General features: G+C 64.7%; 14 protein-coding genes. 11 read left to right on the top strand and 3 right to left on the bottom strand.

What is annotated here, in order from left to right; all coding sequences use genetic code 11:
• The first annotated feature begins 24 nt into the window (after window positions 1–24).
• The 4 genes from zwf to JQ591_RS29635 are packed head-to-tail and all read left to right on the top strand — an operon-like array spanning window position 25 to window position 3,660.
• A complete protein-coding gene (gene zwf, locus JQ591_RS29620; protein ID WP_211399514.1) occupies window positions 25–1,536 on the top strand; it encodes a glucose-6-phosphate dehydrogenase in 1,512 nt (503 codons plus the stop codon).
• Complete coding sequence (gene pgl, locus JQ591_RS29625; RefSeq protein WP_211399515.1) at window positions 1,536–2,285, top strand: 6-phosphogluconolactonase; 750 nt, start codon at window positions 1,536–1,538, stop codon at window positions 2,283–2,285. The genes zwf and pgl overlap by 1 nt, the downstream gene beginning before the upstream one ends.
• A complete protein-coding gene (locus tag JQ591_RS29630; RefSeq protein ID WP_211399516.1) occupies window positions 2,272–2,802 on the top strand; it encodes a gluconokinase in 531 nt (176 codons plus the stop codon). The genes pgl and JQ591_RS29630 overlap by 14 nt, the downstream gene beginning before the upstream one ends.
• A gap of 45 nt (window positions 2,803–2,847) precedes the next feature.
• A complete protein-coding gene (locus tag JQ591_RS29635) occupies window positions 2,848–3,660 on the top strand; it encodes an HAD family hydrolase (RefSeq protein ID WP_211399517.1) in 813 nt (270 codons plus the stop codon).
• A gap of 4 nt (window positions 3,661–3,664) precedes the next feature.
• Here JQ591_RS29635 and JQ591_RS29640 read toward each other — a convergent pair whose 3' ends face one another.
• A complete protein-coding gene (locus JQ591_RS29640; protein WP_211399518.1) occupies window positions 3,665–5,470 on the bottom strand; it encodes a glycoside hydrolase family 15 protein in 1,806 nt (601 codons plus the stop codon).
• Between the two features lie 43 nt (window positions 5,471–5,513).
• Window positions 5,514–7,475, bottom strand: coding sequence for a 4-alpha-glucanotransferase (gene malQ / locus JQ591_RS29645; protein WP_211399519.1), 1,962 nt, complete (start codon window positions 7,473–7,475; stop codon window positions 5,514–5,516).
• Window positions 7,476–7,679: 204 nt separating this feature from the next.
• On the opposite strand from malQ, the gene JQ591_RS29650 reads away from it, so the two are divergent.
• Genes JQ591_RS29650 through treY form a run of 6 tightly spaced genes read left to right on the top strand, consistent with a single transcriptional unit; the run spans window position 7,680 to window position 21,683 of the window.
• Entirely contained in the window at window positions 7,680–9,626 is a 1,947-nt protein-coding gene (locus JQ591_RS29650) for a maltotransferase domain-containing protein (protein ID WP_211399520.1), read from the top strand.
• Between the two features lie 11 nt (window positions 9,627–9,637).
• Window positions 9,638–12,931, top strand: a complete 3,294-nt coding sequence (gene treS / locus JQ591_RS29655; RefSeq protein ID WP_211399521.1) for a maltose alpha-D-glucosyltransferase — start codon at window positions 9,638–9,640, stop codon at window positions 12,929–12,931.
• Window positions 12,924–15,062, top strand: coding sequence for a 1,4-alpha-glucan branching protein GlgB (glgB, locus tag JQ591_RS29660; RefSeq protein ID WP_211399522.1), 2,139 nt, complete (start codon window positions 12,924–12,926; stop codon window positions 15,060–15,062). The genes treS and glgB overlap by 8 nt, the downstream gene beginning before the upstream one ends.
• A 3-nt stretch (window positions 15,063–15,065) precedes the next feature.
• Window positions 15,066–17,144: a glycogen debranching protein GlgX gene (gene glgX / locus JQ591_RS29665; RefSeq protein WP_211399523.1), complete on the top strand. Its 2,079-nt coding sequence runs from the start codon at window positions 15,066–15,068 to the stop codon at window positions 17,142–17,144.
• Window positions 17,141–18,895, top strand: coding sequence for a malto-oligosyltrehalose trehalohydrolase (gene treZ, locus JQ591_RS29670; protein WP_211399524.1), 1,755 nt, complete (start codon window positions 17,141–17,143; stop codon window positions 18,893–18,895). Before glgX ends, treZ begins: the two co-directional genes overlap by 4 nt.
• Window position 18,896: 1 nt before the next feature.
• Window positions 18,897–21,683, top strand: coding sequence for a malto-oligosyltrehalose synthase (gene treY / locus JQ591_RS29675; RefSeq protein ID WP_211399525.1), 2,787 nt, complete (start codon window positions 18,897–18,899; stop codon window positions 21,681–21,683).
• Between the two features lie 3 nt (window positions 21,684–21,686).
• Here treY and JQ591_RS29680 read toward each other — a convergent pair whose 3' ends face one another.
• Entirely contained in the window at window positions 21,687–22,004 is a 318-nt protein-coding gene (locus JQ591_RS29680) for a polyhydroxyalkanoic acid system family protein (protein ID WP_211399526.1), read from the bottom strand.
• Window positions 22,005–22,189: 185 nt separating this feature from the next.
• On the opposite strand from JQ591_RS29680, the gene JQ591_RS29685 reads away from it, so the two are divergent.
• On the top strand, window positions 22,190–22,354 hold the full coding sequence (locus JQ591_RS29685) for a DUF3309 family protein (RefSeq protein WP_007595743.1): 165 nt from the start codon (window positions 22,190–22,192) through the stop codon (window positions 22,352–22,354).
• Window positions 22,355–22,419: the final 65 nt, after the last annotated feature.

The following is a 22,419-nucleotide window of genomic DNA, read 5'->3' on the forward strand; positions in this document are numbered from 1 at the left end:
CAGCAAAGCGAAGGCCGACAATTCGTGACAAAAGACCCGCAAGCCAAGCGCAAGCCCGAAAATTGCGCCTTCGTCATCTTTGGTGTCACCGGCGATCTCACCCATCGCCTGGTGATGCCCTCGCTCTACAATCTCGCCGCCGAGCATTTGCTGCCCGAAAAATTCTGCGTGGTCGGCGTGGCCCGCAAGAGCCAGTCCGACGACGAGCTGCGCGACAGCCTGTTGAAGGGACTGCGCGAGTTTGCAACGCGCCCGGTCGACGACGACATCGCCCGCAAGCTGCTGCAATGCGTGACCTTCGTCGAGGCCGATCCGAAGGATCCCCCCTCGTTCGACCGTTTGCGCGAGCATCTGGATTCGCTGGAATGCGCTCAGGACACCGGCGGCAACCGGCTGTTCTATCTGGCAACGCCGCCTGCCGCGTTCGCGCCGACTGCGCGCGAGCTTGGCCGTACCGGCATGATGAAGCAGAACGGCGCGTGGCGGCGGCTCGTGATCGAAAAGCCGTTCGGCACCGACCTCGCCTCGGCGCGCGCGCTGAACGCCGAACTGCTGAAGATCATGGACGAGCAGCAGATCTACCGGATCGATCACTATCTCGGCAAGGAGACGGTGCAGAACATCCTGGTGCTGCGCTTTGCCAACGGCATGTTCGAGCCGATCTGGAATCGCAACCACATCGACCACATCCAGATCACCGTGGAGGAGAAGCTCGGCGTCGGCCATCGCGGCGGCTTCTACGACGCCACCGGCGCGCTGCGCGACATGGTGCCGAACCATCTGTTCCAGCTGATGTCGCTGGTCGCGATGGAGCCGCCTGCCCGGTTCGATGCGCATTCCGTACGCTCCGAGAAGGCCGACGTGCTCAACTCGATCCAGCAGGCGAGCCGGGAGGAAGCGCTGAAAAATTCTGTCCGCGCGCAATATCTGGCAGGCCGCATCGGCGACGACGAGATCACGGACTATCGCAAGACCGAGGACGTCAAGCCCGGCAGCACCACCGAGACCTTTGTCGCGCTCAAGCTGATGATCGACAATTGGCGCTGGGCCGGCGTGCCCTTTTACCTGCGCACCGGCAAGGCGCTGGGTCACAAGCGGACGGAAGTGGCGATCAAATTCAAACAGGCGCCGCTGTCGATGTTCTCGGGCACTGACATCGACCGCCTGTCGCAGAACTTCTTGACCATCGGCATCGCGCCGACCGAGACCATCGAGCTGCAGTTCAACGCCAAGATTCCCGGTCCGAGCATCACCATCGACGGCGTCGAGATGAAGTTCCGCTATGGCGACTATTTCCGTGCCGATCCCTCGACCGGCTACGAGACGCTGATCTACGACTGCATGATCGGCGACAACATCCTGTTCCAGCGCGCCGACGGTATCGAGGCCGGCTGGCAGGCGGTGCAGCCGTTCCTGGACGCCTGGAAGAGTGAAGGCACCAACGGCATCGAGACCTATCAAGCCGGCAGCGACGGTCCGAAATGCGCCGACGAGCTGCTGCGGCGCGACGGGCGAAGCTGGCGGAAGTTTACGTGATGGCGGCGGCCATCCAGCCGAAGCTGATCGTCGCGGCCGATGCCGAGGCGCTGGCGCAAACCGCCGCCGAGCGGTTGATGGCGCGGATCGCGGCCAACCCCGGGCGGATCGCGATCTGCCTGACCGGCGGCTCGAGCCCGAAGAAGCTCTATCAGTTGCTCGGCAGCGATGCCTGGCGCGGCAGGATTCCGTGGGAGCGCGTGCACTGGTTCATCGGCGACGAGCGCTTCGTGCCCGAAAGCGATCCCCTCAACAACATGGCGGTCGCGCGCGCGACCTTTCTCGATCGCAATGCGCGCTCCGGCCATATTCACCCGATCCCGACGACGGCTGACAACCCTGACCAGAGCGCCGAGGCCTATGCGCGCGAGCTGCAGTCCTTCTACGGCGCGGAAAGCCTCGATCCGGCACGGCCACTGTTCGACATGGTCTTGATGGGCGCGGGCCCGGACGGCCACACGGCTTCGCTCTTCCCGGGCTATCCCGCGATCGAGGAGACCGGACGCTGGGTGGTCGGCGTCCCCAAGGCCAATGTTGCCCCCTTCGTGCCGCGGGTCTCGCTCACCCTGCCCGCGCTGGCGTCATGCCGCGAAATGCTGTTCGAGATTGCCGGGCACGACAAGCAGCCGATCTTGACGCGCCTGCTCAATGGCGAGACTCTGCCGGCTGTACGCGCGCGCTCGAATGGTGAGACCGTCTGGCTGGTCGACCAGGCCGCGCTTCCGGAGGGAATTCGTGGGCCGCGTTGAAGCACCTTGTGCATTGATCGTGATGGGCGTGTCGGGCTCGGGCAAGAGCACGGTTGCAAAAGCGCTCGGCGAGCGCCTCGGCTGGCGTTTCGAGGACGGCGACAGCTTTCACCCCGCCAGCAATGTCGAGAAGATGCGGGCCGGCCATCCCCTCACCGACGAGGACCGCTGGCCCTGGCTCAACGCCATCGCCGACGAGATCGCGCGGGTCTGTGACAAAGGCGAGCACGTCATCATCGCCTGCTCTGCGCTGAAGCACACTTATCGTGACGTGCTGCTGCGCGGACGCGACGACGTCCGCTTCGTCTTCCTGAGGGGCACGAAGGAGCTGATCGCCGCTCGCCTTGCGCAACGCAAGGGGCACTTCATGCCGCCCGGCCTGCTGACGAGCCAGTTCAACACGCTGGAGCCGCCGGAGACTGGCGAGCACGTGATCACCGTCTCGATCGACGAATCCGTCGAAGCGATCGTGGACGGCGCGGTGCGGCAGCTGAAACTGGGCGGCGCGAAACGCTGAGGCCAAACACCCAAGAAATACCCAAGAAACACTCAAGGGACTGCCATGACAAAAATCTCACTCGTGGTCTCCGACGTCGACGGCACGCTGCTGACCAAGGACAAGACGCTGACCGACGGCGCGAGGTCCGCGGTGCAGCGGCTGCACCAGGCCGGCATCGGTTTCACGATTACGTCGAGCCGCCCCGCGATCGGCATGCGCTTCCTGATCGAGCCGCTGGCGCTCTGGCTGCCGGTCGGCCCGTTCAACGGCTCCTCGATCGTCGATCCCGAGATGAATCCGGTCGAGCAGCATCTCATCCCGGCCGGCGCGGCCGAACGAAGCTTGCAAATTCTCCGAGACTTCGGCGCCGACATCTGGCTGTTCACCACCGACAAATGGCTGATCGATAATTCGAGCGGCAAATACGTCGCGCATGAGCAGCACACCATCCGGTCTGCCCCGACCATCGTGACGGACTTTTCGCCCTACCTTGCGAGCGCCTGCAAGATCGTCGGCGCCAGCGCCGACGCGGCGGGCCTCGAAGCTTGCGAGAAGGCGATGCGGGAGGCGCTCGGCAGCGAGGCGACCGCAGTGCGCTCGCAAACCTATTATCTCGACATCACCCCGCCCGGCTTCGACAAGGGCACGTTCGTGCAAGCCATGGCCAAGCGCCTCGGCATTTCGACCGATTCAGTCGCGACCATCGGCGACATGCAGAACGACCTCGCGATGTTCCGCGTCAGCGGCACCTCGATCGCCATGGGCAACGCCACCGACAGCGTCAAGGACCAGGCCACCCACGTCACCGCCACCAACGAGCAGGACGGTTTTGCCGAGGCGATGGAGATGATCTTGAAGCGGAACGGGGGCGCATAAGTCGCTACTTCGACCGCTGAACCGCCGGCTTGTCGCACTCCTGCCTCGCCGCAGACAGATTATGCGCGGTGTTGATCAGCGCGATATGGGTCAGCGCCTGCGGGAAATTTCCGGTCTGACGGCGCGCAATGGAATCATATTCCTCGGCCAGCAATCCGACGTCGTTCGCCAGGGCGGCCACGCGGTCGAACAGCTCCTGCGCCTTGTCGAGATTGCCGGACAGCACATGGGCATCGGCCAGCCACAGGCTGCAGGCCAGGAACGCGCCCTCGATCGGCTGATGCTCTTCGGACACTTCGCGCGGATCGTGCCGCAGCACGAAGCCGTCGCGCAGCAGGTGTTGTTCGACGGCCGCGACGGTGCCGCGGATGCGCCGGTCTTCCGCCGGCAGGAAGCCGACGGCCGGCAGCAGCAACACGCTGGCATCGAGCAGTTTCGAGCCGTAGGATTCGACAAAGGCGTTTTCCCCGGCGTCGAAGCCGTTGTTGCAGACGTCGCGATGAATGGCTTCGCGCAAGGCGCGCCAATGCAAGAGCGGCGCCTTGAAGCCAAACGTCTCGGCGCTCTTGATGCCGCGGTCGAAGGCGACCCAGGTCATCACCTTGGAGAAGACGTAGTGCCTCGGCTGCCCACGCCGCTCCCAGATGCCGTGATCGGGCTGGTCCCAGACCTCGGCGAGATGGTCGAGCACGGCGCATTCCAGCGCCCAGGTCGTCTCGTCGTCGAGCTTCAGCTTGGCCATCCGCGACTGGTGAAAAGCGTCGATCAGCTCGCCGTAAACGTCGAGCTGGAGCTGCGCATGCGCGGCATTGCCGACGCGCACCGGCTGCGCGCCCTCATAGCCGTCGAGCCAGTCCGCCTCCCATTCCAGCAATCGCCGCTGGCCCCATATGCCGTACATGATCTGCATGTTCGCCGGCGCGCCGGCGGCCGCGCGCAACAGCCAATTGTGCCAGGCCGAGGCTTCGTCCGTGTAACCGGAATTCATCAGCGCGAGCAGCGTGAAAGTTGCGTCGCGCAGCCAGCAGAAGCGGTAATCCCAATTCCTGGCGCCGCCGAGCTTTTCCGGCAATGACGTGGTCGGTGCCGCGACGATGCCGCCGGTCGGTCCGAAGGTCAGCGCCTTCAGCGTGATCAGCGAGCGCACGACGAGATCGTGATACTCGCCGTCATGCGTCGAGCGGCTGCACCACTCCTTCCAGAAGTTTTCGGTCTCCTGGAGCGCGATCTCCGGGTCAATCGGCGCGGGTGGATCGAGATGCGAGGGACCATAGGTCAGCACGAAGGGCACGGTCTCACCGGCCGCCACCTCGAACTCAGCGACCGTCGTCAGATCCTCGCCGCGGGTCTCGACCGGCGTGCGCAACACGGTCATGTCCTGGCCGGCGACCGCCAATAGCGAGCCATCATTGCAACGCCGCACCCAGGGAATGTCGGTACCGAAGCCGAAGCGGATCACGAGCTCCATCCGCATCTTCACCGTGCCCGTGAGGCCGCGGACCAGCCGCACGATGTCGGAGGCCTTGCCGCGCGGCGGCATGAAGTCGATCAGCGCAACGGCGCCGCTCTTGGTCTCAAAGCGCGTTTCGAGGATGAGGGTGTCGCCGAGATAGCGGCGCGACGTCGCGGTGACGTCCCCGGCCGGGGCTATCAGCCAGCGGCCGTTCTTGTGCGTGCCGAGCAGTGCGGCAAAGCAGGCATCGGAATCGAAGGCCGGCCAGCACAGCCAGTCGATCGAGCCGTTGCGCCCGACCAGCGCCGCGGTCTCGCAGTCGCCGATCAGCGCATAATCCTCGATCCTCTGAGACAATGTCGTGCGAGCCTCGAAACGGCGTCCTGGAAGACCCCGGCGATCAACGCCCGCCGGGCAACGAGCGTTCCCGTGTCGCGGCCTTCAAAGCCGCGAGATCGACCTTCGAGGCGATCTTGTCGAGCGCCACAGGCAGGCGCTGGCGCCAGTTCGGATGCTCGTCGATCGTGCCGGGAATGTTGGGCTGGTCGATCACCCCGAGCAGATCCTCCATCGACACCGCAAGCAGCCGCGAGGGCGTGCGCGACAGGAAGGCGAGCACCGAATAGAGGTCGTTGGCGTCGATGCCGTTCTGGCGCAGGATCTCGTCGAGCCTGCCGAGCGCATCCCAGCGCGCCTGCTCGTCCTCGCCGGGGTCGAGCCCGAGCGAGAGCTTCATCCTGAGATCGCTGAAGGAGCGCCAACCGGCATAGGTGCACAGATCATGCGTGTTCAGCGTGACCAGGGCGTTGGGCCGGTAATGATCGGTATCGCGGAAATGGCCGGCATCGTCGCGCTCGAACATCATGACGAGATAGGACCAGATGCCGAAATCCTGCATGGTCTCGCGGAAACCTTCCGGCACGGTGCCGAGGTCTTCGCCGATCACGATGCATTTGTGGGCCGCGCTTTCGCGCACCACGGCGCCAAGCAGCGCCTCGAACGGCATCTGCACATAGGCGCCGTTGTCGGGCTTGAAGCCACGCGGCACCAGATACAGCCGCTTCAGGCCCAGCACGTGATCGAGCCGGATCGCGCCGGCATGCCGCATCGAGGCCGCCAGCATGTCGGCGAACGGCACGAAGGATTGCGCCTCCAGGCCGCCGGCGTTGAAGCCGGCAAGGCCCCAATCCTGGCCGATGGTGTTGAGCACGTCCGGTGGCGCGCCGACGGCGAGATGACGGGAGATCGCCCCCTGCTCGTTCCAGGCATCGAAGCCGTTCGACTGCACGCCGACGGCAACGTCGAGATAGAGCCCGACCCGCATGCCGAGCTGACTGGCAAGCTCCTTGGCCGCATGCAACTGGCTGTCAGCCGTCCATTGCACGAATTCGACGAACTCGACTTCGCGCTTGCCCGGGCCATTGCGCAGCTCGGCGCATTTCGTCTCGTCCGGCTTTTGCCATTCCTCCGGCCATTCCCACCACGGCGCCGTGAAGCGATGACGGAGCACCTCGAAGCAGGCAAAACGGGACAACAGCGGCGCGCGCGCCGCGCGGAAGGCGTCGAACTGGTTGCGGCGGACACCGCTCGCGCTTTTCACGAAACTGTCGAAGGCGGCGCGCAGGCCGAGCCACTTCAAGGCGGCCATGTCCGGATAGGGCACACGATCGCCTTCGCGGAGCCGCGCGGCGGTCGCAGCCGCGTCGGGGACGAGGTCGGGGGAAAATTCCGGGATCGCCTCGACGTCGATATAGAGCGGATTGAGAAACAGCCGACTGTTCGGCGAATAGGGGCTGCAATCGGCAGGATGGTCGTCGAACAACACGTGCAGGGGATTGAGCCCGACGCCGTCGGCCCCCAACTGCTTGGCGAGCCGGACGAGATCGGCGAGGTCGGTGAAATCGCCGATGCCCCAATTGCGGTCGGAACGGACGCTGTAGAGCTGCACCGCAAGCAGCCAGCCGCGGTCGAAATCGCCGCCAAAGGCCCGTTCCGGCGCCACGATCATCGGCACCTCTTCCGTCACGCCTTCGGCATCGGTCAGCGTCAGGCGGTGGTAGCCGAGCGGCAGGCCGGCGGGCCAGGCAATCACGGGCTCGCGCGTGTCGCCTTGCGCGATCACGTTGCCGTTGCCGGTCATCTTCCATTTGAGCGGAGGCGCACCGACCGTCGCCAATTCGGTGCGCGGATGTCCCAGGGCGCGTACCACCACGGGCCCGCTGACGAAGCGGTAAACCCGCTTCTCCGGCAGGGCCTCGAGGATGGATTTGAGGGCCACGGGATCGGTGACCCGCCGCTTTCCGAGGGCATCGACGAATTCGGATTGAACGCCCTTGATCCGGGCTTGAGCTAAAAGATCCATACGGCACGCAGTTTGCAGGCCATCTTCTGGCCGGGGGCATCGATTTTAACGAGGTCGCGGAAGAGGTTAGTCGGGGTTAAGTCGCAAACCGTGCCTGCCGTTCCCCAGGGAACCAATGACACACAAGCGGCTTTCTATATAGGTATCAAGCGTAGGTTCCCGGCAAGGGAAACGGGCTCCTGCTTTCTTGTCAATGGCATCACCGTGAACAAGACAATTCAAACTGTCGAGAGTGCCGCAGCCGGCAGCGCTTTCCTCATCGAGGACGTCTATCCCTTGATCGACGGCGGCCGCTTCCCCGTGAAGCGGATCGCGCGCGAACGGGTCGAGGTCTGGGCCGACATCTACCGCGACGGCGACGCCGTGATCGGCGCAGCGCTGATCTGGCGACAGGAGCAGGACCGCGAATGGCGGAGCGAGCCGATGATCCCTCACGGCAATGACCGCTGGTCCGGCGCATTCACGCCCGTCGAGCCCGGCAAATATGTCTATGCGATCGAAGCCTGGACCGACGAGTTCGCCACTTGGTCGCACGCGGTCGCGCGCAAGCAGCGCTCCGGTGCCGACGTCACTCTCGATGCGATCGAGGGAGCCGGCCTTCTGACCAAGGCGCATGGTGCGCAGCAGGACGCCGCCGCTGTCATCGTCAGGCAATGCGAGGACTATCTTGAGACCGGCGACGTTGCCCCACTGCTGGCAACCGAGCTCGGCGAAGCCATGGCCGAGAGCCAGTCGCGGCCCGACCTCACTCGCTCGGCGCCCTTCCCGCTCATCGTCGACCGCGACAAGGCGCGCTTTGGCGCCTGGTATCAGATGATGCCGCGCAGCCAGAGCGCGGTGCCAGGACAGCATGGCACGCTCCGCGACTGCATTGCGCGCGTGCCCGGCATCGCCGCGATGGGCTTTGACGTGCTCTACTTCACGCCGATTCACCCTATTGGCCGCACCCGGCGCAAGGGCCGCAACAATACGTCGGCGGCAACCGCAGGCGATCCCGGCTCGCCTTATGCGATCGGCGCCATTGAGGGCGGGCACGATGCGCTGCATCCCGAACTCGGCACGATCGAGGATTTTCGCGCGCTGGTCGCGACCTGCCTGGAATACGGCCTCGAGCTCGCGCTCGACTTCGCCGTGCAATGCTCGCCGGATCATCCCTGGCTGACACAGCATCCGGAATGGTTCAAATGGCGCCCGGACCGCTCGGTGCGGGCGGCCGACGGGCCCTATTCCGATATCGTCATCCCCGATTTCACGTCCGTTGACCGGGCTGGACTGTGGAACGCGTTCCGCGACGCGATGCTGTTCTGGATCGACCACGGCGTCACCATCTTCGCCATCGACAATCACGACACCGCGCCTCTTGCCTTCTGGGAGTGGCTGACCCGTGACATCCGCCGCCGGCATCCCGAGGTGATCCTGTTCTCCAAGACGTTTGCGCGCCCGAAGCTGATGAAGGGCCTCGCCAAGCTCGGCTTTGCACAATCCTTCAGCTATTTCCCGTGGCGCACGGCGAAGTGGGAGCTGGAGCAATATCTCGGCGAGCTGACGCGCTATCCCGAACGTGATTTCTATCGGCCGAACCTGTTCGTGAACACACCCGACCTGCTACCCTATCATCTCCAGGGCGGCGAGACCTGGGCATTCAAATCGCGCGTCGCGCTGGCCGCGACGTTGTCCGGCAGTTACGGCGTCTACAGCGGGTTCGAGTTGCTGGAGCACGACGCGATCCCCGGCCGCGAGGAGTATCTCGACTCCGAGAAATATCAGCTCAAGCAGCGCGACTGGAACAAGCCCGGCCATATCAAGACCTACATCGCGGCGCTCAATCGCATCCGCAACGAGAATGCTGCGCTTCAGCAGACGGCGAACCTGCGCTTCCTCGGCATCAAAGACGACGAGACGATCGCCTTCGTCAAGGAGGCGACCGACCCGGCCAACGTCGTCGTGGCCCTGATTGCGCTGTCGCGCCACGTGCGCGAATTCTGGTTACCGCTCGGCGACGTCACGGTTGACGCCGGCGGGCAGCGACACCATGTGTCGGCACTCGAAAACGTCCTCACCGGCGAACAGTCCCGCATCGAATGGGGCGGGATCAGGTTGCGTATCGATCCCGACCGCGATCCGGCGCTGCTGTTCCGCTGCCTGGCGTAAAGGCTCACGCCATGAACGTATTGTCTTCCGTCGACACCAAGAAAGCCGAGGCTGCCGAGATCGTGGATGAGCTCTGGTACAAAGACGCCATCATATATCAGCTCCACGTCAAGGCCTTCGCCGACAGCAACCATGACGGCATCGGCGATTTCGCAGGGCTGACCGAGAAGCTGCCCTATCTCCAGGAGCTCGGCGTCACCGCGCTCTGGCTGCTGCCGTTCTATCCCTCGCCCGGCCGCGACGACGGCTACGACATCGCCGACTACGGCGCGGTCAATCCCGATTTCGGGACGATGAAGGATTTCAAGCGCTTCATCCAGGAAGCGCAGAAGCGCGGCTTGCGCGTCATCACCGAGCTCGTCGTCAACCACACCTCGGACCAGCACAAATGGTTCAAGCGCGCGCGCCGCAGCCCACCGGGCTCGAGCGCCCGCAACTGGTATGTCTGGAGCGACACAGACGAGAAATACCAGGGCACGCGCATCATCTTCACCGACACCGAAAAGTCGAACTGGACCTGGGATCACGAGGCCGGCGCCTTCTACTGGCACCGCTTCTTCTCGCACCAGCCCGACCTCAATTTCGACAATCCGCGCGTCGTCAGCGCCCTCATCCAGGTGATGAAGCGCTGGCTCGATGCCGGCGTCGACGGCTTCCGCCTGGACGCCATTCCCTATCTCTGCGAGCGCGAAGGCACCTCGAACGAGAACCTCCCGGAGACGCATGCGATCATCAAGCGCCTGCGCCAGGAGCTGGATTCCTACTCCAAGGGCAAGCTGCTGCTGGCCGAGGCCAACCAATGGCCGGAGGACGTGCAGGAATATTTCGGCCGCGGCGACGAGTGCCACATGGCCTACCACTTCCCGCTGATGCCACGATTCTACATGGCGATCGCCCAGGAGGACCGCTTCCCGATCACCGACATCCTGCGCCAGACGCCGGACATTCCCGCAAGCTGCCAATGGGCGCTGTTCCTGCGCAACCATGACGAGCTGACGCTGGAGATGGTGACGGACGTCGAGCGCGACTATCTCTGGACCACCTACGCCAACGATCCGCGCGCCCGTATCAATGTCGGCATCCGCCGGCGCCTCGCGCCGCTGATGGACAACGACCGGCGCAAGATCGAGCTGATGAACTCGCTGCTGCTGTCCTTCCCCGGCACGCCGATCATCTATTACGGCGATGAGATCGGGATGGGCGACAACATCTATCTCGGCGACCGCAACGGCGTGCGCACGCCGATGCAGTGGAGCCCGGACCGCAACGGCGGCTTCTCGCGCTGCGACCCGGCCCGCCTCTACGCGCCGCTGATCATGGATCCCGTCTACGGCTACGAATCGGTGAACGTGGAGGCGCAGTCGCGCAGCCTGTCCTCGCTGCTCAGTGCCACCAAACGGCTGATCTCGGTGCGCAAGTCGACGCTCGCCTTCGGCCGCGGCACCATGACCTTCATCCGCCCGGCCAACCGCGCCGTGCTGGCCTATGTCCGGCAGTACCACGACGAGGTGATCCTCTGCGTCGCCAATCTATCACGCGCGGCCCAGGCGACCGAGCTCGATCTGTCGCCATGGAAGGACCGCATCCCGCAGGAGATGCTCGGCCGTACGCGTTTTCCGCCGATCGGCGAGCTGCCCTACATGGTGACGCTGGGGCCCTATGGCTTCTACTGGTTCCAGCTCACGGAGCGCGACAAGTCCGAGCCGGTGACGCCGCGCGCGGTGCCGGAATTCGAGACGCTGGTGGTGCCGGTGAACTCGACCTGGGTGTCGCTGGCGCGCGAGCGCGGCGTGTTCGAGCATGAGGTGCTGCCGGGATTCCTGTCGCGCACGCGCTGGTATCCAGAGCACAATCCCAAGCACATCAAGCCGACGCTGACCTCGGCGGTGCCATTCTGCGACATCGGCGACAACAGGCCCTGGATCGCGTTCTTCGAGGCGGCGCAGGACGACGTCACCACGCGCTACGTGCTGCCGATGCAGATCGAATGGGTGCGCTTCGACCGCGAACGCTTCAATCCCAGGGCACTCGCCGCCGTGCGCCAGGGCGCCCGCGAAGGCACGCTGCTGGATGTGGCAACCGAGCAGATCTTCATCGGCCTGTTCCTGCGCAATCTGTCGCAGAACCTGGTGGTGGAAGAAAACAATCTGCGGCTGGAGTTCAAGGCGACCAGCCGGTTTGCCGAGTACACCATCAAGGAGCCCGAACGCATCCGCGCGATCGAGCAGTCGAACAGCACCGCACTGGTCGACAACCAGTATGTCGCCAAGATCTATCGCCAGCTCGAAGGCGGTATCAATCCCGAGATCGAGATCGGCTCCTACCTCACCGAAATCGCCCGGTTTGCCAATACGCCGGCACTGCTCGGCAGCGTCGAGCTGGTCGAAGACGGCAGTCGCAGCGCAGTCGGCGTGCTGCACGCCTATGTCGAGAACCAGGGCGACGGCTGGGCCGTCACCGCGGGCTATCTCGACCGCTACATCGACGAGCAGCGGGTGCTGCCACCGGGCGAGATGCCCCGCGAGACCCAGGAGCAAGCGCCTTATCTGCACTTCATCGCCCAGATCGGCCGGCGGCTCGCCGAGCTGCATGTGGCTCTGGCCGCCGCAAAGCCCGACGATCTCGCGCCGGAGCCGATCGGCTCCGCACACGTCAAGCACTGGTCATCAGAGCTCAAGGCACGGGCCGAGCGGGTTTTCGAGCGGCTGGCAGGCAGCAGCGACGGCCTGCGCGAGGTGGACCGGCCGCTGGTCAATCAGCTCGCCGCGGAGCGCGCGTCCCTGTCCAGCCGGCTGACTGCGCTATTGCCTTCCGAGATCGGCGGGTTGAACATCCGTCATCATGGCGACTTCCGTCTCGGGCAAACTCTGATCGTGAAGGACGATATATTCATCATCGACTTCGACGGAGATCCGCGTTCGCCGCTGGCCGGCAAGCGGCGCAAGCTGCCTGCGGCGCGCGACGTTGCCGGCCTGATCCGCTCGATTGATCTTTCAGTTAACGCGGCGCTCAACCGCGCGCTCACGGGCGCCTCCGACGAGCAGGACCGGCTCGCGACTGCGCTTGGCGAATGGCGCGAGCGCGCCACCGCGACGTTCCTCACCGCCTACCATGACGCCATGACCGATCGGCGGCTGTGGCCGGCGGATCGGCAATCTGCGGCAGGCCTGTTAAGGTTTTTCCTGCTTGATCAAGCGTTCGACGAAGTAGAGTACGAGCTGTCCCACCGGCCTGAGGGGCTCCATGCGCCGCTGTCCGGACTGCTTCGCATTCTGTCCAGTATCGAGAGCGAAGCCCATGCCTAAACTCCCAGCCGAGGCCTATGCGATCATCGAGGGCCGCCACGCCGATCCCTTCCACTATCTCGGGCTGCACCCCGAGGGCGGCAAGAGCGTGGTGCGCGCGTTTCTTCCCGAAGCCTCCAACGTCGAGGCGGTGGGCGATCACGGCGAGGTGGCGAAGCTCGATCGGGTCCATGATTCCGGCCTGTTCATCGGCGCTCTGCCGAACGGCTCGAAGCACTACCAGCTCCGCGCGAAGTTCGGCGACAGCGTCATCGAATTCGAAGACACCTATCGCTTTCCGCCGATCTTGACCGATTTCGACCTCTATCTGCTCGGCGAAGGCACCCACCAACGCCTTTACGACAAGCTCGGCGCACATCCGATGCGGCTCGAAGGTATCGACGGCATCGGCTTCGTGGTGCTGGCGCCGAACGCCCGGCGTGTATCCGTGGTCGGCGACTTCAACTTCTGGGACGGGCGGCGCCATCCGATGCGGGTCCGCGGCGCGGGTTATTGGGAATTGTTCATCCCTCACGCCAAGGCCGGCGACCACTACAAGTTCGAAATTATCGGACCGCATGGCCATCTGCTTCCGCTGAAGTCCGATCCGATGGCGTTTGCGAGCGAGGTGCGCCCGAAGACGGCGTCCATCGTGTTCGACGAAGCGCATCTGCCGCGGCCGCGACCGGCGCCCGACGGCATCAACGCATTGTCCGCGCCGATGTCGATCTACGAGGTCCATCTCGGCTCATGGCGGCGCAAGAACGGCGATGAATGGCTCACCTATCGCGAGCTGGCCGAGCAGCTGCCGGCCTACGCCCGCGACATGGGCTTCACCCATCTCGAATTCCTTCCCGTCAGCGAGCATCCCTTCGACGGCTCATGGGGCTATCAGCCGACCGGCCTGTATGCGCCGACCAGCCGCTTCGGCACGCCGGAGGATTTTGCCGCGCTGGTCGACGCCTGCCACCGCGAAGGCGTCGGCGTGCTGCTCGACTGGGTGCCCGGCCACTTCCCCGACGATCCGCACGGGCTCGGCAGTTTTGACGGCACGGCGCTGTACGAGCACGCCAACCCGCTCCAGGGCCGTCACCTCGATTGGGGCACGCTGATCTACAATTACGGCCGCACCGAAGTGACGAACTTCCTGGTGTCGAACGCGCTGTTCTGGCTCGAGCGCTACGCAATCGACGGACTGCGCGTCGATGCCGTCGCGTCCATGCTCTACCTCGACTACAGCCGTCCGCCCGGCGCGTGGATTCCGAACCAGCATGGCGGCCGGGAGAACATCGAGGCGATCGCGTTCCTGCGCCGCTTCAACACCGAGCTGTTCGCGCGTTTCCCGCAGGCGACCACGGCCGCCGAAGAGTCCACCGCCTGGCCGCAGGTCTCGCGCCCGGTCGAATTCGGCGGGCTCGGCTTCGGCTACAAGTGGAACATGGGCTGGATGCACGACACGCTGAACTACATCAGCAAGGACCCGATCCACCGCAAGCATCATCACGGCGATATCCTGTTCGGCCTGCACTACGCCTTCTCGGAAAACTTCATCCTGCCGCTGTCGCATGACGAGGTCGTGCATGGCAAGCGCTCGATCCTGGGGCGCATGCCCGGCGACGAATGGCAGCGCTTTGCGAATTTGCGCGCCTATTACAGCTTCATGTTCGGCCATCCCGGCAAGAAGCTGCTGTTCATGGGCGCCGAGATCGCGCAAAGCCGCGAATGGAATCACGACCAGTCGCTCGACTGGCACTTGCTCGAGCACAAGACCCATTCCGGTATCCAGGCGCTGATCCGCGATCTCAACCGGCTCTATCGCGCGGTGCCCGCTCTTCACCAGATGGACTGCGATCCGGCCGGCTTCGAATGGCTGATCACCGACGACGCCAACCGCAACGTGTTCGCCTGGCTGCGCAAGGGATCTGACGAGCACGCCCGGTGCATGGTGATCGTCAACTTCTCACCCAACGTCTATCGCAACTACCGCGTTCGCGCGCCCTTCGGCGGCAAGTGGAAGGAAGTGTTCAACTCGGACTCCGCCCACTACGGCGGCAGCAATGTCGGCAACATCGGCGAAGTGCACGCCGTCAATGGCGAACTCCGCCTCACCATTCCGCCGCTCGCCGCGATCTTCCTCGTTCCGGAAAGCTGAACGATGCGCCTGACTGCTGGATCGCCCGCACGCCTCGGCGCAAGCTGGGACGGACGCGGCACCAATTTCGCGCTGTTCTCCGCCAACGCGCAGAAGGTCGAGCTGTGCCTGTTCGACATGCAAGGCCGCCGCGAGCTCGAGCGCATCGAGCTGCCGGAGCGCACCGAGGATGTCTGGCACGGCTATCTCAACGACGTCTCGCCCGGCCAGCTCTACGGCTACCGCGTGCATGGCCCCTACGAGCCCGAGCATGGTCATCGCTTCAACGCCAACAAGCTGCTGCTCGACCCCTATGCCAAGCGCCTTTCAGGGCGGCTGGTCTGGAGTGACGCGCATTTCGCCTATCGCACCGGAAGCCCGCGCGAGGACCTGTCCTTCGACCGGCGCGACAACGCCCGCGGCATGCCGAAAGGCGTCGTCGTCGACGAGACTTTCAACTGGGGCCGCCGCGAGATCCGGCCCAACATCCCCTGGGAAGACACGATCATCTATGAGGCCCACGTCAAGGGCCTGACCCAAAAGCGCGACGACGTTCCGCCGAATCTGCGCGGCACCTATGGCGGCCTGTCATCGCCGGCGATGATCGAGCATCTGAGGAAGCTCGGCGTCACCACGGTCGAGCTGTTGCCGATCCATGCCTTCGTTGACGACCGCATCCTGGTGGAGAAGAAGCTCGCCAATTACTGGGGCTACAACACCCTGTCCTTCTTCGCGCCCGAGCAACGCTACGCCCAGGACAACGCACTCGATTCCTTCCGCACCACGGTCGCGCGCCTGCACGACGCCGGCATCGAGGTGATGCTCGACGTCGTCTACAACCACACCGCCGAGGGCAATCACCTCGGCCCGACGCTGTGCTACCGCGGCATCGACAACGCCTCCTATTACTGGCTGAACCGCGAGAACCCGCGTTATTACGACGATTTCACCGGCTGCGGCTCGTCGGTGAACCTCACCCACCCGCGCGTGCTGCAGATGGTGATGGATTCCTTGCGCTACTGGGTCGAGGTCTGCCACGTCGATGGTTTCCGTTTCGATCTCGCCACCACGCTGGCGCGGGGGCCGAACGGTTATGATCGCGGCAGCTCGTTCCTCACCGCGATCCGGCAGGATCCGGTGTTGGCGAGCGTCAAGCTCGTCGCCGAGCCTTGGGACCTCGGCCTCGGCGGCTACCAGGTCGGCGCATTTCCCTCGCAATGGTCGGAGTGGAACGACCGTTACCGCAGCGCCATGCGCCGCTACTGGAGCGGCGAAGGCAGCCTGATCGGCGACATATCCAGCCGAATGACGGCGTCCTCCGACCTGTTCAACCACGATGGACGGCGGCCGCGCGCCAGCATCAACCACATCACCGTCCATGACGGCTTCACGCTCGCCGATCTCTTCAGCTACAACGAGAAGCACAACGAGGCCAATGGCGAGGACAATCGCGACGGCTCCAACGACAACCACAGCAACAATTGCGGTGTCGAGGGCCCGACCGACGATCCCCAAATCCTCGGCTTGCGCCGGCAGCTTCGCAAGAACGTGCTGGCCTGCCTCATGCTGGCGCAGGGCATTCCGCTGATCCTCGCCGGCGACGAGGTCGGGAATTCACAATCAGGCAACAACAACGCCTATTGCCAGGACAACGAGGTTGGCTGGGTCGGCTGGAACAATCTCGGCAAGGACGGCGACGACATGATCGATTTCGTCGCCGAACTCGCCGATATCCGCCGCCGGTTCTCGCAGCTTCGCAGCCATCGCTGGCTCGACGGCCGCCCCAAGGACGGCATCTCCTACGGCGCACTGTGGCTGACGCCGGCCGGCGACGAAATGACGGAAAGCGACTGGAAATTCCCGGAAGGGCGGTTTCTCTCCTATGTGATGGGGCCGATGGAACCGGGCAGCGCCGCGATCTTTATCGTACTGAACGCAGCCCCCGAAGAGATCGCATTCAAATTGCCCAAAATGACCGAATACAAGAGCTGGCAGCAAATCCTGAATACGACCGACGCCAAGCTGAACACGATCGACTTTCCGCCCGGAAGTGACAGCAAGGCGCCGCCGCGCTCCGTGCTCGCTTTCGCGGGGGCGCTATGAGGCCATCGTTCGGGGCGAGGCCGACGAAGGACGGCGTGTCGTTCCGGCTGTGGGCGCCCGCCGCGCGCCGTGTCGATCTCCTGCTCGACAGACGACACGCGATGCAGCGCCGGCAGGATGGCTGGTATGTCGCCGAGATTGCCGGCCTGGTCATTGGCAGCACCTACAAATTCAGGATCGACGACGAGATCGACGTGCCAGATCCGGCGTCTGCATTCCAGCCCGAGGACGTGTTCGGCCCGAGCGAGGTGATCGATCATGACGCCTTCGCCTGGCGCGCGCGCGATTGGCGCGGCCGTCCCTGGGAAGAGACGGTGCTGATCGAGACGCATGTCGGCACCTTCACTGCGGAAGGCACCTATAGTGCCATGATCGACAAGCTCGATCATCTCGTCACGACCGGCATCACCGCGGTCGAGCTGATGCCGCTGGCTGATTTCGCCGGTCGCCGCGGCTGGGGCTATGATGGCGTGCTGTGGTACGCGCCCGACAGCGCCTATGGCCGTCCCGATGATCTGAAGACGCTGATCGACGAAGCGCATCTGCGCGGGCTGATGGTGTTCCTCGACGTCGTCTACAATCATTTCGGTCCCGAGGGAAATTACATCGGCCGCTACGCGCCGACCTTCTTCACCGACGCGCACACGCCATGGGGCAGTGCGATCGATTATCGCGTGCCGCAGGTTCGCGCTTTTGCCGTCGAGAACGCGCTGTCATGGCTCAGCGACTACCGCTTCGACGGCCTGAGGCTGGATGCCGCCAATCACATCATGGCGATTCCCGGCGAGCAATCGATGCTGCAGGACCTCAGCGTCGCCGCGGGCGAGCTTGCCAAGGCCACGGGTCGGCATCTCCATCTCGTGCTGGAGAATGGCGACAACCGCGCGAGCCTGCTCGACGCCGCGCAGGAGCCCCCGAACGGCAAATATCGCGCGCAGTGGAACGACGACTATCACCACGCCTGGCACGTGATGCTCACCGGCGAACTCGCCGGCTATTACGCCGACTATCAAACGCCGCGCCTCGATCTCGCACGCGCGCTCGCCTCCGGCTTCGTCTATCAGGGCGAGATCTCGGAATTCTGGGGCAAGCAGCCGCGCGGCGAGAAGAGCGGCGAGCTGCCGCCGGCAACCTTCGTCAACTTCCTGCAAAACCATGACCAGATCGGCAACCGGCCGCTCGGCGACCGGCTCGAAAGCCTGGCATCGCCCAGGCAGATCGAAGCCGGGCTTGCGGTGACCCTGCTCGCGCCGATGGTACCGATGCTGTTCCAGGGCGAGGAGTGGGGCTCCACCGCGCCCTTCCCGTTCTTCTGCGACTTCCAGGGCGGACTGGCTGATGCCGTCCGCAAGGGGCGCAAGCAGGAGTACGCCTGGGCCTATGAGAAATACGGCGACGAGGTGCCCGACCCACTCGATCCGGCAACGCTGCAATCGGCCGTGCTCGACTGGACCGGCCACACGCCGGAGCAGCACGCACGTCTCGCGCTGGTGCGGGATCTGCTCGCACTCCGCCATAAAGAGATCGCGCCACGACTGAAAGGTGCCCGCTTCGGTGATGCCGCCGTGGCCGATAGCGGCCTGCTCACCGCACATTGGCGCATGGGAGATGGCGCGACGTTGCGCCTCGTCGCCAATCTCTCCGACAACGACATCGCATACTCCAACAGCGGTGGGGGGACCCCGATTTGGGGCGGCGCGATCGGCGACCGGCTTGCGCCCTGGTCGGTGGTCTGGCGCCTCGGAGGTTGACATGCCTCCAGCCATTCCTCTCGCAACCTACCGGCTTCAGCTCACCGCGGATTTCGACTTCGACAAGGCCGCCGCGGTGGCGCCCTATCTGAAGGCGCTGGGGATCACGCATCTCTACACCTCGCCGGTGATGAAGGCCCGCCAGGGCTCGACGCACGGCTATGACACCGTCGATCACAGCCAGTTCAATCCGGAGCTCGGCGGCGAGGCCGGCTTCGCGCGGCTGAGCGAGGCGCTGACGCGGAACGACCTCGGCCTCATCATCGATTTCGTCCCGAACCATGTCGGCGTCCACTTTGCCGATAATCCCTGGTGGCTGGACGTGCTGGAATGGGGCCAGACTTCGCCGCACGCAGTTTCCTTCGACATCGACTGGGATCTGCTGCCCTACCGCGCCCGCGACGGCGTGCTGCTGCCGATTCTCGGCGCCCCCTATGGCGAGGCACTGGAACGCGGCGAGATCGAGCTGCGCTACGATTCCGAAGAAGGCAGCTTTTCGGCGTGGTATTTCGAGCACCGCCTGCCGATCGCGCCGGAGCGCTATGGCGAGATGCTGCGGATGATCGTGAAGGAGGCGGATGCGGCAGAGACTGAGGCCGGCAAGGGCCTGCTGTCGCTTGCGGCGCGCTACACGGGACTGCGCCGCCCCAACCGCAAGGAAGCGCCCGGCTTCAAGGCGGAGCTCAAGGAGATCGCAGGCAGCGCCGACATCATCGCGCGCGGCCTCGGCGCCTATCGCGCCGCCAAGGACCGCCCCGCGCAGACGCTGGCGCTGCATCATTTGCTGGAGCGCCAGCACTACAAGCTCGGGCACTGGCGGCTTGCCTCCAGCGACATCAACTATCGCCGCTTCTTCGACGTCAACGGGCTCGCCGGACTGCGCGTCGAGGATCCCGGCACGTTCGCCGCCACGCACCGGCTGGTGAAGCAACTCATTGCCGACGGCAGACTTCAAGGCATCCGCCTCGATCATATCGACGGCCTGCGCGATCCTGCTCAATATTGCCAGCGGCTGCGCCGGCTGGTGCGCGACGCGCAGGGCACCACAAAGCCGTTCTATACGGTGATCGAGAAAATCCTGTGCGAGCACGAGCGCCTGCCGCATTTCGCCGGCGTCCAGGGCACCACCGGCTATGAGTGGATGAACGCCATCACTCACGTTCTGGTCGACGCCAAGGGGCTGGAGGCCCTGGACGAGACCTGGCGGCAGATCAGCAACCGGCCGCCGCGGCTCGCGCCTTACGTCAAGGACGCCAAAAGGCGCGTGCTGGAGACGCTGCTGACCAGCGAATTCTCGGTTCTGACGCGCCTGCTTGCGCGCATCGCCAACGGGCACTACTCGACCCGCGACTTTTCCGCCGACAGTCTGCGGCAGGCGCTCGAGCTCTATGTGCTGCATTTCCCGGTGTACCGCACCTACCTGACGACAAGCGCGCCAACGGCGAACGATCGCAAGCTGATCGACGACACCATCAAGCACGCTCGCCGGGAATGGTTCGCCGCGGACGAAGGCATTTTCGACTTCCTGCGCGACGCGCTCACCATGGACCTGCTCAAGCCTGGCCGTCCCCCGCACAGCGCCACGCGCGTGCGCCGCTTTGCGCTGAAGGTGCAGCAATTCACCGGGCCGATGATGGCGAAGTCGCTGGAGGACACCGCCTTCTATCAATTCCACCGGCTGCTCGCCCTGAACGAAGTCGGCGGCGATCCCGCGAGCAAGGGCCTCGCCATTCCCGCTTTCCACGAGACCATGCAGGCCCGCGCCAGGGAATGGCCGCAAGGGATGACGGCGACCGCCACGCACGACACCAAACGTGGCGAGGACGCCCGCGCGCGGATCGCCGCCTTAAGTGAAATTCCCGGCGAATGGACCAGTGCCGTGGCACGCTGGAAAGTCCTGAACGCGCCGCACCTCGCGCTCGACGGCAATCTGCGCGCTCCGTCGGCCACGTTCGAATACATGCTCTACCAGACGCTGCTCGGCGCATGGTCCCTCCAGGAGCCGGTCAATGTCGGCTTCGTCGAGCGTATCCAGGCCTATGCGCTCAAGGCCGCGCGCGAGGGTAAGGAGGAGACCAGCTGGCTCAACCCGCACGAGGCCTACGAGAACGGCGTAACGAGCTTCATCGCGAAGATTCTCGATCCAGCGCAATCCGGCGAATTCCGGGAGGCGCTGCAAACCCTGGCACGCCGCGTCGCGCTGCTCGGCGCGCTGAACGCGCTGAGCCAACTCACCCTCAAAGCGACGTTGCCGGGCGTGCCCGACTTCTACCAGGGCACCGAATTCTGGGACCTGTCGCTGGTCGATCCCGACAACCGGCGACCGGTGGATTTTTCCGCGCGACACGCGGCGCTGGGCACGCTGGACAATCCGGATTGGAATCATCTGATCAAGAGCTGGCCGGACGGCCAGCTCAAGCTGGCCTGGACGCGGCACCTCCTCAAGCTGCGCAACGAGCTCCCCGACGTCTTCGCGCGAGGTGACTATCAGCCGCTTCAGGTGCGGGGCGCACATGCCGACCATGTCGTGGCCTTTGTCCGCCGCCACGGCCGCGCTGCGGCGATCGTCGCTGTCGGACGCCACTTCGCACCTTTCACGCAAGCAGGACGCGAATGGCCGGCGCTCGATGGGTCCGACGCCACCATCGACGTCAGGGGCTACAACGTGCCGGGTTTCGCCGGCAACGATCTGCCGCTCGCGCAGGCGCTTCGCGGTTTTCCCGCTGCGGTCATCCCGGCGCGCCCCGCGGGCGCGGCGAAGCCGGTGCGACAGCGCACCCGCGCTTGAGCGCTAGCTTTTCCCGTCTTTGCCCAACAGCAGCTGGCCGCGCTTGCGGATCGTGGCCTGCGCCATCTCGGCAAATCGCTGCAACAGCCAGGGCAGCACCACCTGCACCTTGACATGGTCGTCAGCGACGTCGACCTGGCCGCTCGCAATCTGCCCCAGCGCACGGATGCGAAAATTCATGCTGTCACCACTCCAGCGCTCCTCCTCGACCTGCATGACGGGAATGCTGGCTGCAGCGCGCCCCAGCCCGGTCTTGAGCCGGCGCACCGCCTCCTCGCGGCCGAGACTGTGCGGAATAGAGACGACTAGCGGTGCTGACATGGCCCTGCCCTGTGAGTGATTGATCCTCACATAATCATGCCGGCCCGTGCGTCAAAGGTTCCATGCAAGTTGACCGTGCAACTGCTGTTTCATCGGCGGAACTTTAAAACCTGCGGCAAGTTGCCCTCGCACAACGGGACAAGTTGCAGACGACCCTTTCAACAAAGGGCTGGAGGAGAATTCGCATGTCTATCGGTACGATCATTCTGATCATTCTGGTCATCGCCTTGCTCGGCGGCTTCAGCGGCATCGGCGGCGGCCCGTTCTACGGCACCGGCTATTATGGTGGCGGCGGCCTCGGGCTCGTCATCGTCATCCTGCTGATCCTGCTGCTGCTGGGACGGATCTAGCGACCGAGCGAAGATCTAGTAGGGTGGGCAAAGCCGCAACGCGCCGTGCCCACCTTTTTGCTCGG

The organism is Bradyrhizobium canariense (assembly GCF_018130465.1).
Taxonomy (GTDB): Bacteria; Pseudomonadota; Alphaproteobacteria; order Rhizobiales; family Xanthobacteraceae; genus Bradyrhizobium; species Bradyrhizobium canariense_C.